At 40.1% G+C, this 15,669-nt stretch carries 19 protein-coding genes and 1 pseudogene; 8 read left to right on the forward strand and 12 right to left on the reverse strand.

Features of this window, described 5'->3' with window-relative positions; all coding sequences use genetic code 11:
* Positions 1-4: 4 nt before the first annotated feature.
* A complete protein-coding gene (locus EKC99_RS11940) occupies positions 5-1,186 on the reverse strand; it encodes a GTP-binding protein (RefSeq protein ID WP_163152032.1) in 1,182 nt (393 codons plus the stop codon).
* Between the two features lie 77 nt (positions 1,187-1,263).
* Positions 1,264-1,488, reverse strand: a complete 225-nt coding sequence (gene yidD, locus EKC99_RS11945; RefSeq protein WP_009361626.1) for a membrane protein insertion efficiency factor YidD — start codon at positions 1,486-1,488, stop codon at positions 1,264-1,266.
* Positions 1,489-1,616: 128 nt separating this feature from the next.
* Between yidD and EKC99_RS11950 the strand changes: the two genes are divergently transcribed.
* Positions 1,617-2,090 carry an S-ribosylhomocysteine lyase gene (locus EKC99_RS11950; RefSeq protein ID WP_009361625.1) on the forward strand — a complete coding sequence of 158 codons (474 nt, stop codon included), beginning with the start codon at positions 1,617-1,619 and terminating at the stop codon, positions 2,088-2,090.
* Between the two features lie 18 nt (positions 2,091-2,108).
* Here EKC99_RS11950 and ytzI read toward each other — a convergent pair whose 3' ends face one another.
* Complete coding sequence (gene ytzI / locus EKC99_RS11955; protein WP_081957620.1) at positions 2,109-2,249, reverse strand: YtzI protein; 141 nt, start codon at positions 2,247-2,249, stop codon at positions 2,109-2,111.
* Between the two features lie 109 nt (positions 2,250-2,358).
* Here ytzI and EKC99_RS11960 point away from each other — a divergent pair, with 109 nt between their 5' ends.
* The 3 genes from EKC99_RS11960 to ytkD all read left to right on the forward strand — a co-directional run bounded on the left by EKC99_RS11960 (position 2,359) and on the right by ytkD (position 3,772).
* Positions 2,359-2,796, forward strand: a complete 438-nt coding sequence (locus EKC99_RS11960) for a Dps family protein (protein ID WP_009361623.1) — start codon at positions 2,359-2,361, stop codon at positions 2,794-2,796.
* Positions 2,797-2,926: 130 nt separating this feature from the next.
* Positions 2,927-3,235 (forward strand): hypothetical protein, encoded by a 309-nt coding sequence (locus tag EKC99_RS11965; RefSeq protein ID WP_009361622.1) that lies wholly within the window; start codon positions 2,927-2,929, stop codon positions 3,233-3,235.
* A gap of 63 nt (positions 3,236-3,298) precedes the next feature.
* Positions 3,299-3,772, forward strand: coding sequence for an RNA deprotection pyrophosphohydrolase (gene ytkD, locus EKC99_RS11970; RefSeq protein WP_009361621.1), 474 nt, complete (start codon positions 3,299-3,301; stop codon positions 3,770-3,772).
* A 29-nt stretch (positions 3,773-3,801) separates the two neighbouring features.
* Here the strand turns inward: ytkD and EKC99_RS11975 are convergent, their stop codons facing one another.
* From EKC99_RS11975 to EKC99_RS11990, 4 genes are all read right to left on the reverse strand, one after another.
* Positions 3,802-4,608, reverse strand: a complete 807-nt coding sequence (locus tag EKC99_RS11975) for an ABC transporter permease (protein WP_163152033.1) — start codon at positions 4,606-4,608, stop codon at positions 3,802-3,804.
* The gene (locus EKC99_RS11980; RefSeq protein ID WP_009361619.1) at positions 4,595-5,365 is read right to left on the reverse strand and encodes an ABC transporter ATP-binding protein; all 771 of its coding nucleotides are present in this window, start codon (positions 5,363-5,365) and stop codon (positions 4,595-4,597) included. The genes EKC99_RS11975 and EKC99_RS11980 overlap by 14 nt, the downstream gene beginning before the upstream one ends.
* Before the next feature lie 5 nt (positions 5,366-5,370).
* The gene (locus tag EKC99_RS11985; RefSeq protein ID WP_035063836.1) at positions 5,371-6,351 is read right to left on the reverse strand and encodes an ABC transporter substrate-binding protein; all 981 of its coding nucleotides are present in this window, start codon (positions 6,349-6,351) and stop codon (positions 5,371-5,373) included.
* Between the two features lie 99 nt (positions 6,352-6,450).
* On the reverse strand, positions 6,451-6,693 hold the full coding sequence (locus EKC99_RS11990; RefSeq protein WP_019417381.1) for a DUF2584 domain-containing protein: 243 nt from the start codon (positions 6,691-6,693) through the stop codon (positions 6,451-6,453).
* Positions 6,694-6,933: 240 nt separating this feature from the next.
* Between EKC99_RS11990 and desB the strand changes: the two genes are divergently transcribed.
* A complete protein-coding gene (gene desB, locus EKC99_RS11995; protein ID WP_026011608.1) occupies positions 6,934-8,019 on the forward strand; it encodes a Delta(10) desaturase DesB in 1,086 nt (361 codons plus the stop codon).
* Positions 8,020-8,082: 63 nt separating this feature from the next.
* On the opposite strand, the gene EKC99_RS12000 is transcribed toward desB, so the two are convergent.
* From EKC99_RS12000 to EKC99_RS12020, 5 genes are all read right to left on the reverse strand, one after another.
* Positions 8,083-8,811 carry an energy-coupling factor ABC transporter ATP-binding protein gene (locus EKC99_RS12000; protein ID WP_305793593.1) on the reverse strand — a complete coding sequence of 243 codons (729 nt, stop codon included), beginning with the start codon at positions 8,809-8,811 and terminating at the stop codon, positions 8,083-8,085.
* Entirely contained in the window at positions 8,808-9,560 is a 753-nt protein-coding gene (locus EKC99_RS12005; protein WP_163152035.1) for an energy-coupling factor transporter transmembrane component T, read from the reverse strand. Before EKC99_RS12005 ends, EKC99_RS12000 begins: the two co-directional genes overlap by 4 nt.
* Positions 9,542-10,507 (reverse strand): energy-coupling factor ABC transporter permease, encoded by a 966-nt coding sequence (locus EKC99_RS12010; protein ID WP_163152037.1) that lies wholly within the window; start codon positions 10,505-10,507, stop codon positions 9,542-9,544. The genes EKC99_RS12005 and EKC99_RS12010 overlap by 19 nt, the downstream gene beginning before the upstream one ends.
* 51 nt (positions 10,508-10,558) lie before the next feature.
* Positions 10,559-11,530: an N-acetylmuramoyl-L-alanine amidase gene (locus EKC99_RS12015; RefSeq protein WP_163152039.1), complete on the reverse strand. Its 972-nt coding sequence runs from the start codon at positions 11,528-11,530 to the stop codon at positions 10,559-10,561.
* Between the two features lie 126 nt (positions 11,531-11,656).
* Entirely contained in the window at positions 11,657-12,523 is an 867-nt protein-coding gene (locus EKC99_RS12020; RefSeq protein ID WP_483296099.1) for an ISL3 family transposase, read from the reverse strand.
* Between the two features lie 568 nt (positions 12,524-13,091).
* Here EKC99_RS12020 and EKC99_RS12025 point away from each other — a divergent pair.
* From EKC99_RS12025 to EKC99_RS12035, 3 genes and pseudogenes are all read left to right on the forward strand, one after another.
* Complete coding sequence (locus EKC99_RS12025) at positions 13,092-13,733, forward strand: hypothetical protein (protein WP_163152041.1); 642 nt, start codon at positions 13,092-13,094, stop codon at positions 13,731-13,733.
* 132 nt (positions 13,734-13,865) lie between these two features.
* A pseudogene (locus EKC99_RS12030) lies at positions 13,866-14,709 on the forward strand (IS982 family transposase).
* 49 nt (positions 14,710-14,758) lie between these two features.
* The gene (locus tag EKC99_RS12035) at positions 14,759-15,406 is read left to right on the forward strand and encodes a hypothetical protein (RefSeq protein WP_163152044.1); all 648 of its coding nucleotides are present in this window, start codon (positions 14,759-14,761) and stop codon (positions 15,404-15,406) included.
* The last annotated feature ends 263 nt before the right edge of the window (positions 15,407-15,669 follow it).

Below are 15,669 nucleotides of genomic sequence, written 5' to 3' on the forward strand. Positions count from 1 at the left end.
AAAACTATGAAGTAGTAACAAATGGTGGAAGCGGATCAACAAAAGTTGACCAGTCTTGTTTCATTTCTTCATCTGTTAATAAACATGCATCCAGGGAAGAAGAAATCGCATGTTCGTCCATGCCAATGCCAATCAATACGAGTTCTGTCATGCGATCGCCATACGTATCGTCCCATTTTGCACGCAATTCATGTTCTTCTCGCAAAATTTGTTCCTGTTCATGTGGAGGATATGTGGCAATCCATTCGCCAGCCCCTTGAATCATAATGGACGGCCCAGCTTGTGAAAGAAGTCCGCACATATTGTTGCGGGAAGCGAGCCAGAAAAAGCCTTTGGCGCGAACGATTTCAACTGGCCATTGTTCGAGCCAATGCATCAGCCGTTCGGGATGAAACGGGCGACGGCGGCGATATACGAAAGAAGAAATGCCGTATTCTTCTGTTTCTGGTGTATGCTCTTCATTTAGTTCTTTTATCCATCCAGCTGATTGACTCGCTTTTTCGAAATCAAATAAACGAGTGTTTAAAATGTGATGAAGTGCCACTTTTCCGTATGTTGTCCGAATGATTTTTGCTTCTGGATTTAATTTACGAAGGAGTGCTTCTAGCTCGTCTGCATCTTCTTGAGAAATGCAGTCGATTTTATTTAAAATAAGCACGTTTGCAAATTCAATTTGATCAATTAGTAAATCGACAACTTCACGCGTATCTGTTTCATCGACTGCTTGTTTACGATCTAATAACGTTTCACCGGAGGCAAAATCATGCCAAAAACGATTGGCATCTACAACGGTGACCATCGTATCTAACCGACATGTTGACGTTAAATCAATGCCAAATTCCTCATCGATATACGTAAATGTTTGAGCGACAGGAATCGGTTCGCTAATGCCGGATGACTCGATGACAATGTAATCAATGTTTCCAGCCTCAACGAGTTTTTGAACTTCTTTCATTAAATCTTCTCGCAACGTACAACAAATACAGCCGTTTTGAATTTGTACAAGCTTTTCTTCTGTACGTGAAAATCCACCTTGTTTAATGAGCTCAGCATCGATATTCACCTCGCTCATGTCGTTGACGATAACAGCAATTTTTAATCCTTCACGATTGTTTAAAATATGATTAAGCAATGTCGTTTTTCCTGAACCTAAATATCCGCTTAATACGGTAACAGGCACTTTCATATAGGTTTCTCCTTTCCCAAAACGTAATTATTACGATTTACAACGTTTATCATATCGAAAAAAAAGAGAAAGAACAACTATTTTTGCTCTTTCTCTGGAACGGGATCAAATCCACCGGGGTGAAACGGATGACATTTTAAAATGCGTTTTATTGTTAAATATCCGCCTTTGAGCGCACCGAAACGGCGAATAGCTTCGAATCCGTAATGCGAACAAGTCGGATAAAAGCGACATGTCGGTGGTTTTAATGGGGAAATGACACGTTGATAAAAGCGAATAAGTAAAAGAAGTATATGTTTCATATCATACACCTACCCCTATTTTTTCTTATTGTAACATAGCTGGACGAAATGATACTAACAAAAAAAGATGAAAAAAGTCGGACTTTTGTGTATGATAAAGACGTAACAATTGAAAAGAGGTGAGAAGTATGCCTTCAGTAGAAAGCTTTGAGCTTGATCATTGTGCGGTCAAAGCACCGTACGTTCGCCATTGCGGCGTTCATAAAGTCGGCAGCGACGGTGTTGTGAATAAATTTGATATTCGTTTTTGTCAGCCTAATAAAGAAGCAATGCAGCCAGCAGCTATTCATACGCTCGAGCATTTGCTAGCGGTGCACATTCGTAAGCACGCCGAAAAATACGACCATTTTGATATTATTGATATTTCGCCAATGGGATGTCAAACAGGCTATTATTTAGTCGTTAGCGGCACGCCAACCGTTGAAGAAATTATTGACTTGCTAGAGGCAACGATGAATGAAGCGCTAACCGTCACAGAGGTGCCAGCCGCAACAGAAAAAGAGTGTGGTCAAGCGAAGTTGCATGATTTAGAAGGAGCAAAGCGACTCATGCGCTACTGGCTATCGCAACCAAAAGAAGAATTGAAAAAAGTGTTTGGCTAAACAACAAAGGTTCAGGCGTTACATGTCTGAACCTTTGCTTTTTTCATTTGGCAACTCATCAATGGTGTGTTTGTATTTGTATGCTTTTGAAATCGTTAAAACGCTTAAGATGAGCACGACAAATACAATGATGATAGAAATAATAAAAGTGAGCAACATATGTACCCCTCCACATTCTATCTTAATGCAAAACCGTATTATTTTCCAAAATTTTTTTTGTTTGCTACAATAGAGAAGGGGAAAGTTTATACTTGAGGAGGGAATGAAAATGAAGGAAAAATTAATTGACATTGTAAACAAACAAATTGCGAATTGGAACGTATTGTATGTGAAACTGCACAACTACCATTGGTATGTGAAAGGTCCGCAATTTTTTACGTTGCATACAAAATTTGAAGAATTGTACAATGAAGCTGCGCTACATATTGATGAATTAGCGGAGCGTTTATTGGCGCTAGGTGGAAAGCCGTTAGCGACGATGAAAGAGTATTTAGCGGTAGCGTCTGTACAGGAAGCCAAAGGAAATGAAACAGCCGAGGAAATGGTGGCAGAAATCGTGCGCGATTTTGAAACGATGATTGAAGAGTTGAAAGATGGTATGAACTACGCAGGGGAAATTAATGATGAAACGACTGGGGATATGCTTTTAGGCATTCATCAAAGCTTAGAAAAACATGTGTGGATGTTAAAATCGTTTCTTGGATAAGGTGGGATTTCCCACCTTTTTCATATTATAGTACTTGAAGAAGCGTTAAAGGAGATCGTATGCTTTTTGTTGCATGAAAACAAATGGATCGACTCACACTAACCGTAACAAATGGAAAAGAGGTGGGGCGATGAAAAAAACGTACTATGTTTCAGTGGCTCGTGGCGAAATTTCGCAAGTGAAAACAGCATCACCTTGGGAGTTTCGAATTGAGGCGACGGATGAAGAAATCATTCAATTACGAGAGTATTTTGATGAAATGTATTCATCCGATTGGCAATCGTTTTGGCGCGCACATGTGCCGTATGTGCAATACCATTACGATCGGCCAAATGATGGATATGATCAAGCGATAAAAAAAGTGTACGAACTTATTTATGAGCTTGGAGATGAAGAAGCGAAACAACAAATTGAAACGATGGGTGTCATACAGTTATAAAAGCTGTCGACAATTTCACTGTGTGGTACAATGAAGAAAACATACAGTTGAGGGTAGACGGCGATGATTGTATTTCAAGATTACTACGGATACAACGTTCGACTTTCTTTTTCTGACCATCCTTTTTCGCAACAACCGAAACATGTTCTTGTGATTTGTCGGTACGATGGTCGTTGGTTATTGACAAATCACGCTGTACGTGGCTGGGAGTTTCCAGGTGGGAAAATAGAGGAAGGAGAAACGGCAGAACAAGCAGCAATTCGCGAAGTAAAGGAAGAAACGGGCGGAGTTGTTGAGAAGATCACGTACATTGGACAGTATGAAGTCAAACGTCCGAATGAAACGATTGTAAAAAATATTTATTTTGCTCATGTTGAATTTTTGGAACAAAGGGAGTCGTATTTTGAGACAAATGGTCCTGTGCTCATTGAGCATATGCCAGATGACATAGCGAAAGATGGACGATTTAGTTTTATTATGAAGGATGGCGTATGGGCATATACGAAACAACAGTTAGAGCGGTGGGGAATGATTTAAAACCCCACCGCTTTTTCTTACGTGTAGGGTTATGCACGTTTCATTAGTTTTTTTTCAAACCAACTGACAAGTTGGTACATGATGCTTGAAAGTAACGCAATCATAAGCAAACTTAATAAAACGAGCGTAAAGTTGAACACTTGGAACCCGTAAATAATCATATAACCGAGCCCTTGTTTCGAAACAAGAAATTCCCCGACAATGACACCGACCCAAGATAGACCGACGTTCACTTTTAACGTTGAAATCATTGTCGGAAAGGAAGCGGGTAAAATGGCTTCTGTGAACCATTGTCGTTTTGTTGCACCGAATGTTTGAAGCACTTTGATATAGTTGGCATCTACTTCTTTAAACGATGTGTAAACGACAATCGTTGTAATAATGATAGAAATGATTGCTCCCATCGCCACGATTGACGTCATATTCGGTCCGAGCGCTACAATGAGAATCGGTCCAAGTGCCACCTTTGGCATGGCATTTAAAATGACTAAATACGGATCAACAATTTTAGATACGCGTGGAAACCACCAAAGAAGCGCAGCGAAACAAATGCCTGCGATCGTACCAACAATAAAACCGAGCACGGTCTCTGTTAATGTGATGGTTGTATGTGAAAGCAACGTATGATCGCGCACTTTAGTGATAAACAAGTGCCAAATTGAAGACGGTGAGCTAAATAAAAGAGGATCAATCCAATGAAAACGGCTCGCCATCTCCCATAAGCTAAAGAAGGAAACGACGATGATCATTTGGAAAAAACGAACGATTCGTTTTTCGCGCTTTTCATATGCTATATATTGATCGTATATACGTTGCAACCATTCATGTTTGTTCAATGCTCTCTAACTCCTTCCAAATCATTTGAAAAATCGGTGAAAAATCTGGATGTTGGCGAGCTTGAAACGGTGTACATGCTTTTAATGAATCTGGAACGGAAACAATTCGCTTAATTTTTCCTGGTCTTGCGGTAAATAAAACGATACGGTCGCTCATTGCAATCGCTTCACCGATGTCGTGCGTGACGAGAAGTGCTGTTTTCCGATATTGCTTTAACGTCTCCCATACGAGATCTTCTAGTTTAAGTTTTGTTTGGTAATCAAGTGCTGAAAACGGTTCATCTAACAATAAAATTTTCGGGTCGGTTGCCAAGGTGCGAACGAGTGCAGCGCGCTGACGCATTCCTCCTGATAATTCATAAGGATAGCGATCATCGACGTCGCGTAGACCAATTTGATGTAAAAGGGCGAGCGTTTGTTTTCTCGTTTTCTCGCTATATTTGCCTGTTAGTTTTAATCCGAGTGTGACGTTTTGTTCAATCGTTTTCCACGGGAACAAATAATCATGTTGTAGCATATATCCAATCGTTTGGCGCATCGTTTTTACTTCTTTTCCTTCAATGAGTACACGGCCTTTTGTTGGTTCGATTAGTCCCGCGATAATGGAAAGAAGCGTCGTTTTTCCACAGCCGCTTGGGCCGAGAAAGGAGAGAAATTCTCCCCTCTCGACAGTTAGCGACAGATGATCAAGTGCCAAGACGGCAGATTGGTTTGTGACGTAGGCATGCATCACTTGATCAATCGTTAAAATGGGCATGGTGTTCACCTCTTTTGTGCGTTTTCGGCAAACGATGTATTCACTAAAATCGAGTGATCAATGTACGATGGCAATTCATTTGCTTCTTTCATGATGTTTTGAAGATGGTTCCATTCTTCTTCATCTAAAATAGGGTCAGTTGCGTAAGAGCCTTGGTTTTTATAGCGATCGACAACTTTTTCAATGAGAGCGATATCTGTATTTTCAAAGTACGGTTGAATGACTGTTGCGATTTCTTTAGCATCGTGTGTTTGCACCCATTGTTGTGCTTTATAAAGAGCGCGTGTAAATTTTTCAATGACATCTTTATTTTTCTCAATAAAACTTTGTTTTGCCATAAACGTTGTGTACGGGAGATGGCCGGATTCCGTTCCAAAGGAAGCAACAATATATCCTTTTCCTTCTTGTTCAAAAATGCTAGCAGTCGGTTCAAATAGTTGGACGAAATCGCCTGTTCCGCTTGCAAATGCATTGGCGATATTAGCAAACTCAATATTTTGAATGAGATTTAAGTCTTTATGTGGATCAATTCCATGCTGCTTTAGAACGTATTCTCCGACCATTTGCGGCATACCGCCTTTTCTTTGACCTAAAAATGTACTTCCTTTCAATTGCTCCCATGTGAAGTTAGCGATCGGTTCACGCGAAACTAAAAATGTTCCATCTGTTTGTGTCAATTGCGCAAAGTTGATGACAGGATCAATGGCTCCTTGACTATACACATAAATAGACGTTTCCGAACCGACGAGCGCAATATCCGCTCCGTTCGATAAAAGCGTCGTCATCGTTTTATCGCCACCCCACGTCGTATTTAGCTCAATATGAAGCCCTTCTTCAGCAAAAAAGCCTTTTTCAATTGCGACGTATTGAGGTGCATAAAAAATAGAACGAGTCACTTCCGCAACGCGCAACGTTTTTACATCATTAGATGAGCATGCTGAAAGCAAAAACATAAAAGCAACGAGCAAAAACCCCCATTTTCGCATTTTTTTCCCCTCTTTCGTTTCGTTTGCTTTATCGTATGCGCCTAATCAAAATGTGTGAATGACCTAAAAAGAAAACCGCCGAGCACATCGCTCGACGGTTTAATTAATGGAGTGCAAAGCAATTAATTCATATGTAACGATCGTTGTTCCGTTTTCAAGGACGAGTTTTTTGACGACAGCTTGTCCTGTTGCTTCTCCGTGTTTTGTTCGTCTTACTTCTAACGGCACGTCAAGTGGATATAAGCGATAACCTTCTTTTTGTAATACAAATAAGTTGTGTTCAATTCGTTTTTCTTTTCCATTTGTGACGATCATCGTTTGTATCTCTAACGGCATCCCCATCTGTTTCACCCCAAATTGATTTGGTATGTTTACTTCCATTGAAACACATTTATCGCTATTGTACAACTGCATTCATATTGATACTAAATAATATAAATAAATAATATGATCAGGTAATAAATTTTATTGACAGGACAAGAATATAAATGATACGATGACAATAAGCTTTAAAGGGAGATGTTTGAATATTCATTTCTTTTTAAAGCGAAGTGTTTACGTATGAGGGGAGTTTTTTGTTACATGAAACAATTTCATTCATTCGGGTGGTACGCGGCTCGCATTGCCCCGTATTTGCCTGAGGAAGCGTTCCGTCCTGTTCCGTCTCGTCTGTTTGGTGGCCTTGCTTACATGCTCGTTTTAGTGAGCAGCATTGTAACGATTTCTTTATTTGACCTCCATTGGTTATGGAACGGATTGCTTTCGGTTGTTATTGGATGGTGTTTTGCTGGATTAGGGTTTTTAGGGCATGAAATTTTGCACGGGACGGTAGTCAAACGGGCGTGGCTTCGTGATTTATTAGGTGGTATCGCATTTTTACCGCTTTGCACAGGTCCGAAGTTATGGCGAAAGTGGCATAATGCGACACATCATGTGCATACACAACATGAGGAACTTGATCCCGATGCGTGGCCGACGATAAAACGTTTAGCTCAAAGTCGTTTTCTCCGTTGGATTTATCGCATTCCGTTTCCCATTCGTGCGGCTTTTTCGTTTTTGTCTTTAGCAGGGATGTTTACCGTTCATTCGCTTCATATGCTTCTTCATTTTTGGAAGGAGTTTGAAAAAGGAAGTCGTCGCGCAGTATTTTGGCAGTTTGTGTTGCCATGGTCGATATGGATTGGGTTATTGTTGATGATCGGAGTAGAAAAATGGCTCTTTGCATTCGTTTTTCCGTTGCTCATTGGGAATGCGATCGTTATGGGATATATTTCAACGAACCATCGTTTAAATCCGCTCGTTCCAGTTAACGATCCGCTAGCTAATAGCTTAACGGTCATCGTTCCAAAGTGGGTAGATGTGTTGCATTTCAACTTTTCACACCATACAGAACATCACTTATTCCCAGCGATGAGTTCAAAATATTACCCGCTCGTCAAACAATATATTAAACAACTATGGCCGGAACGGTATCATGAAATGCCGATGACAAAAGCGTTAATTGCGTTATGGAAAACGCCGCGGCTTTATCATGAACAAACAGAACTCATCGAACCGCGCGAAGGGTATGTGTACGGAACGCTCGGAAACGGACTAAATATAGATAATCTTTCGTACAAAACGAAAGAAAATAGTGTAGTCAAACAAAAGATGGTGAAACAAAAATAAGCGTCGCATACCGGCGCTTTTTGTTTTCAGCAAAAAAATAAAACGTGGCTAATGAGCCACGCTTTATTTTCTCCCTTGCAGCATAAGGGGAAGTTCTAAATGATGCTCGTGTAAAAACGGTTCGTTTGTTAATACAGCATCTGTCGGGCCGTCATATACGATCATCCCGTTTGCGAGTACAATCGTTCGCTCGCAACATTCGAGTACAAAATCGAGATCGTGTGTTGTTATCATTTTTGTATGTGGCAACGATTGAACGAGATGAATGAGCGTTCGTCGTGCTCTCGGATCTAACGCTGCTGTCGGTTCGTCCATGAGCAATATGTTTGGTTCCATCGCAAGTACAGTTGCTAAGGTGACGAGCCGTTTTTCTCCTTCTGATAAACGATAAGGTGGACGATCTTTTACATGTATTGCACCGACAAGCGTTAAAGCGTTTATTACTCGTTGCTCCACTTCATTTTCGTTCATTCCTTTATTTCGAAGCGCAAATGCGACATCGTCGTAAACGGTCGGCATAAATAATTGATCGTCTGCTTGTTGAAATGTAAAGCCAACGATGCGACGAATATGTTGTAACATTTGTTTCGACATGGGCATATTGTCGATGACGATACGTCCACGTTGTGGCATGTACAATCCGACGAGCAGTTTTAATAACGTTGATTTTCCTGCACCGTTTGCTCCAATGATGCCGATGCATTCTCCTTGTTGAACGGAAAAAGAAACATCACGAATGGCTTCGTGACCATCTGGGTATATGTAACAAATATTCGATACGTTTATCATCATATGACCACCAAACGATAAACGATGAACAATCCAATAGTGACATATGTGTAAATCATTTCTTTCATTGTCCATCGTTTTATTTTTATATGCATACGTTGAATAGAAAACCCGCGCAACGTCATCGCTTCATACACGCGCTCGGCACGTTCAAATGTTCGCAACAACAAATGTCCAACGAGCGATCCCCAAACGGATAATTGGATGGCGCGATGGTTCGGTGCGCGCAACATATATGCTTGACGCAGTCGTTTTGCTTCTTCTAAAAATAAAAAAATATATCGATATGTCAAAAGCAATTGTATAACGAGCAGGCGAGGAATGCGCAACGAAAGGAGCGCACCTGCAAGTTGCTCGATCGGTGTCGTCAAAAACAACACCGTTGCTGCAAGAACAGCAAGTATATTTTTTACAAACAAAGTGGCAAATACGAGCCACCGCGCTTCGATACGCCAATGAAAAAATGATATATGTTCATGAATAAAAAACAACTGCGAAGCCCCTATCACTGTAATAAACGGTAAAGAGGCGAGCAGTATGCTTTTGATATGACGAATAGAAAGACGATGCACCACGATCATGGCAATTGGATAAAGCGATAATGGAACGAGTTCAATAAACGCATACGTGTGAAACGAGGCGACGACGAAGATGTATGTAAACGTTATAATGAGCATGCTTAACGGATGAACATCATGTCGTCGCTTTTTCATATTTGACATATGTGCATGGATCACGCTTCTTTTCTCCATTTTTTCATGATGTATGGTACGAGCATTGCTATTGCAACGATAAATACACCGATAATGCCAGAAACGCTTGTCCCGACGTCTAGCCATCCGATTGATGCGCCTCCGCTTCTCAAATTATAATCAGGTAATAAAGCGAGCGATTGTTGGAGACGTTCCAGCGCGTGATGAAGTGCCGTTGTTGTATGCAGCTCCTCTGTGCCTGCTGTACGTAAAATAGACCATTCTAATCCATCTGGTTTTGACGAAGCGACCGATGAAAATATGCCACCGATGAGAAGCGCAAGTAAGCCGAGTGTCCCGATGAGACGATTCGTCGGTGTATTTGCCGGTGTTGAGAGCTCTGGTTTTGTTTTCATCACAAATGAAACGACAGCCGCGGTAGCCATTCCTTCCACAATGCCAATCGCCAAATGAACAGGTTGCATAAATAAGGTGAACGTCGTAAACGGTAATTCGACTTTTCCGGATAACAACGTTTGAACGACAACGCTAAATGCGCCGAGTTGTAATCCAACGACCGCTGCAATGATGGAAGCGAGCCATATGTTTGTTCGGCGAATGAGTCGCTTATATAACGGATATGCGATAAAACATGTGTAAAAGCCGAGATTGAATACGTTGCATCCGAACGCTAACAGTCCGCCATCTGCAAAAAAGAGCGCTTGAATAAATAAAACAACGGCTAACGTTAAAAAAGCTGCATAAGGACCTAGCAAAGCGGCAAGTAACAATCCGCCACCTAAATGTCCGCTTGATCCTGTACCAGGAATCGCAAAGTTAATCATTTGCGCTGCAAATACAAATGCTCCAAGCACTCCCATCAGCGGCAGTTTTTTTTCGTCTGCTTCTATGTTTAATTTTTTTAATGAGTAGCTTGCTACACCTGCTGTAGCCCCCCACATCGCAATTCCTACCGCAGGTGAAATAAGCGCATCTGCCATATGCATAAAAATATCCCCCCCTTATATTTTATTATAGGGGAGACGTGTCATGGAAAGCTATTTCATTTTTTCTCTAAGTTTGCTTATTATATAATTTTTCGTTTTTTTGTCATACATGCCATTTTTATTTCCACCTGAAAACATAAGGTTCACTCGTTTCACGGCATCTAACGTTTTTTGGCCGAATACTCCGTCTTCTGCTCCGCATTTAAAATTGATCATATTTAGCGCTTGTTGTAAGATGCGAACGTCTTCACCACGATCGCCATATTGCAATACTTTATTCGGAAGCTTACTTATCAGTTGTTCAATTGGATTTTGTTGCTTCGGTGTTTGATTGGATGGTGGTGATGGGGCCTTCACTTCTTCTTTTTTTATTAGTTTTTCAATGATTATTTGTTGCCCAGGCTGTAATGCTCTTGGATCAACATGTGGGTTTAGGCGTAATAACGTTTTGACACTTACTCCTGTTTTTTGACTAATTGCCCATAGCGTATCTCCTCGTTCGACGGTATACAGTTTGACTTCTTCTTTCATTTCGATGTTTTCTTTTTCTGTTAATACTTGCGCATAGTTAAAACAAGGGCATTGTTTCCATTCGTATCCTTTTAGCTCGTTATGTCCTTTCACGTCTTTATAGTTCGGCAAGATGTTTACAAGCGTTTTGTATAACGTTCTCAATGATTGTTTTTGTTCATCCGTCGGTTGTTGTGTGCGAAAATCGCCTGTTAAACAAATGCCGATGCAATAAGTGTTATGGTTGCCGACATGGTAGCTAATCGCTTCTAAGTCGTTGCAAAAATGAATCGTTCCGTCTTGTTCAATGACAAAATGGTATCCGATCCCGGGCCATCCTTTGCTTACATGATAATTGGCAAACGCAAATGCGGAGCCTGTTTTCGTCAAGCTATGATGAATAATGATGTGCGTTTTTTGTTCAAGTGTTGTTTTTTTATACGATTGTCCAGAGCGAGTAGGGAGAAGGTGGCGTATATCTTTTAATTGAGGAATCGCAAATAGTTGATTCATCTTTAACCTCCTTTTCTTTGTTTCTATGTACTACTATATGTTTCATTGAATGAAATGGTTTGTACGAACATACGAAAAATGGCTCACCACCAAAAGATGTACTTGAAGATGTACTTGCCCCTGCCATTAAAGCATGTTAGCTGTTTCTAACCAAACCCACAATGCAAAACGTTGGATATTTCTGTATCCGTATCCTCGACGTTTCATCAGCTTGATCTTGTTATTCGTTCCTTCCATTTTCCCATTCGAGTAAGGGGATAAAATGCAAGAAACGATTTCTTCTGTTCGCTTGACGAGCGCTTTTGCAATCGCGCGCACAACCGAACAAGGACAAAACGAATACCGATGCATCCAAGCCTCCAAACGTCGCTTCGCCTGTTGTTCGTCTTTGCTTTTGGACACATAGCGAAAATATTGAAACGATCGGTAGACAGACTTTAAGTCATCACTTTCCTTACACCATTCTCGTACAATTTGACGTTCTTCCTCCATCAGCTTCTCTGGACATTGGCTCCATAAACGACAAACGTAACGAACATTTCCGTGTTTCTTGTCCCCATTGTCTACATATTTGCGACAACGCTCTAAAGCATCAGTAAACATATGGATGAAATGGAAATAATCGACCACGTGTGTCACCTCTGGGCAAACCCTTTGAATGGCTTTTTTCATCGCTGGAGCTAAATCGCTCACGATAAACTGAACAGAACAAGACACATGAGCCAACGCACGTCCAATGGCTTCCTCGTTCTTTCCTGCTTCAATAGCATGCACTTTTCCCGTTTCGGCATCCATGATCGCCACTCCGTAGTCATGCCCTTTTCGAAAAGCAAACTCATCAATACAAACCGCCTTTGGTTGGATGTCATTCGATAGGAAGGGGCATGAGTATAAAACCAACATTCCACGGTCGTATAAGGAAGCTTGAGCATACAAGCCACTGCCTAAATGATGTTCCGATGCAAGATTGCGCGACCCATTGCTGAAAAGCATCCGTCGCCACACTTCGAGGAGAGATGGCTGGATAAGACGTGCTGAATGTCATGCCACACGTACCACAACGTCTGCGCTTGACAGGAAGTTAAATCCAAAAAATTCCGATTCGCTGAGCATAGCCACGCATCCATTCCTTCTTTTTGCATATCATTTTGATCGTGCGCTTCAAACCGAGCATTGTTCGGACAGAGAAAGTTCGAAAATCCAACGATCTTCTTCTTTTCGTACCTTTTGAATCAAAACATCTGGTAAATCGATGAGTTCTTTGATAAACGGAGAGTACATGCGAATTTTCCTCCAGGTTTGGTTTGATCACCTTTACCATACAGGAAAATTCGCATTTTTTGTACCCTCTATTTTCCCTATGCATACCTATCTTAAAATCTCAAGTACAACTTGTGGTGAAGAGCCTAAATTTCCCCTTTACAATAACAAATTTAATATAAAAAATATTGACATTTTTTTTTTTTTAATATTAAGTCAAAGTAATTATTCAGCTCACTTTGGTTATGCGACTGAATAGTTACATGCATTCAATGCACTAACCTTAAGGGAGGTTGTTATTATGTTCAATAAAAAGAAGATACTTACATTTTCATTGACTGCTATTCTTGCTAATTTCGTATTAGGAGAAACTGCTTTAGCGGAAACAGCAGGAGATTCAACATCTTGGAGTTACTCTAATTACAGCAACGGATCGTACGTACCGAGAACAGGTAGTCTCAAATCGTATTTTGGATACGATGGCTTCTACTATATTAGAACAGAAAGTAAGTTTACCTTAGATTCGTATAATGTGAGTCAAATTAAAGAATATAACAATGGTGGAGATAACCCTGGGACAAGTTGTGACAATTCTCCAGCATATTTTACCGTTGATATGACGGCTGTTCCTGATAATTCATTGGATTTAGAGATTAGTGCTTATGCTTCTACTACAAATTTACCTGATCCAAAATTTGATTTCGAGACAGACGGTGGAGTAGATAACCAAGAATCAGAAGTAGTTGCATTAGGTACAGTAGTTTCCCAACAGTATTTCTTTACAACAAACTGGGAAGATTTTAGAGATGGAGATAGCGGAGACAGCGGAGAAATACAGTTAAACTTTGCTATGAGTAAAAAAGGTTTTATTGATTACAACAACTGCATAAATGGTGGTGGCTATCGTGCGATTACTTACGGGGATAACCTTGGAAGACCATAATTAAAATCAACCTAATAGTACAGAATCATAAATAAAACCTGTGGTTCTAGATAAAATCGAGTAAATAGCCCTTCCCCATAGATTTTCTATATATAATGAAAATGCCAGTCAACACTCGAAAGGAGACTTCCCGTGCAAGAGCACTTTCATTTACAGACCAAGCGAAAATTCAAAAACAATATGCGACCATTTTCTTAACTATATTTGCAACGCCGCAATCATCATTGGTGAAACAAAAAGATGCCGTGATCATTGCCATTTATCTATTAGGAAAACCGTTGGGCTTTTCTTCTGAACGGACATGGCATTGCTTTGTGGAGGGAAACCTGTTCACCAACCGACAGTTTATCGAACGGTTTCGGTACAATCGACGGTGTCGAGCGTTGTTCTTCGTGATCAAATGGATTCGCTGAACTCGCTAAACGTGGAAAACGCCATGCCTATGCAGTCGTAGACAGTATGTCGATCGAGTTGTTCCATAATGCAAGAATGCATCACGTCCAACAATTCTAAGAAGGTATCGCTGACATCGGGTATTGTGAGTTGAAACAGAAGTGGTACTACGGATTTAAGCTTTATCTTCAAGTGACCGATCAATGATTGCCAATGGGATATGAGGTGGCGGAAGCGTTTTGTCATGATCGAGTCGCCGCTGAAATAGCCATGACACAAGTTCCCCATCTCTACAATTTGGGTGACGAGGGATTTTTGATTATTATTTACAAATAAAGATATATAAAGAATATCAAATTACCTTCTGGACTCCATCTCGCAGAAAACAGAAGCATTACTCATCGTCACCATGGGAGGGATGGATCAAAGATAAACGAAAAGTGATTGAGACGGTGTTCTCTGTCCTTGCCGATCAGTATCGGATTACAAACATTTGTGCCAACCCCATTTCAGGATTTGAAGTGGCACTTGATGGCGTTTGTTGGTCTATTCACTTGTCACACTCGGACTAATTGAGCGCTAGCACTCAACTAGCACCACGGGTATAGTAACTATTTAAGGAGGTCAATAAGATGGCTTGGAGCAAAAAATTTTTGTTGGCAGTAGCTGGACTAGGTTGTGCGTTGGCCTTTACTTTTAACATAGTTGAAATTGGGAATGCTGCTTCTAATGGGGATAAAGAAGTGGAACAAACTTTTGATAAATCGAATCTAATAGAGCAGTATAAAAATATTGAGAAAACAGAATTGGGTGTAGAAAAATACAAGAAACTTATTACCGAAAAAAATAATGAAATTAAGAACAAAAAAGTTGAGGATATTAATACCACTATCACATTTTCTCGGCCATTAGAATTTAAGGAATTAAAGGAATTTGTAAAGAAACACAAAGTTAATCCTCAACAATTTGTAGCACGTGCTGTAAAAGGTGACGAGCGTATAACACTTGCCTTTAAACCACACGTGGAGGAGAAACATGTTAGTATGGTGAAAAAACAACTTAAAGAGGAATACAATGCGGAGTTTGTTGGTTTTATTGATATGTACGGTTTTGTGAGTCATGAAGATTTAACAGCAATTGAAAATGATCAAGTTACTTTCCTTGCTGATACAACAGGAGATAAATATTTCTTGAAACACGAAAAAGACAATGGTTTTGCCCATGCACTTTCTTGGTTATTAGAAGATGTTAAGAAGAAAAAAGAGGAAAACAATAAATAATTAAAAAATCTTAAAGGGGGTAGATATCTACTTCCCTTAAGTTTTTCATTAGGAGTGAAATCATGTTCAATCCAGAACTTTATTTTTATTACATTTTGTTAATTACTCTTTTAATTTCTACTTATTTATTCTATAGAAGAACAAAAAATTTATCTAAAACACTCCTTATAACCACGGCTGTTGATTATCCAAAATTATGAATACTTCTCCCATAAAAATGGGCATGCTCAAATAAGACAGATACCATCTCTGATTTCCAATCG

The organism is Anoxybacillus sp. MB8, assembly GCF_011006755.1.
Taxonomy (GTDB): Bacteria; Bacillota; Bacilli; order Bacillales; family Anoxybacillaceae; genus Anoxybacillus; species Anoxybacillus gonensis.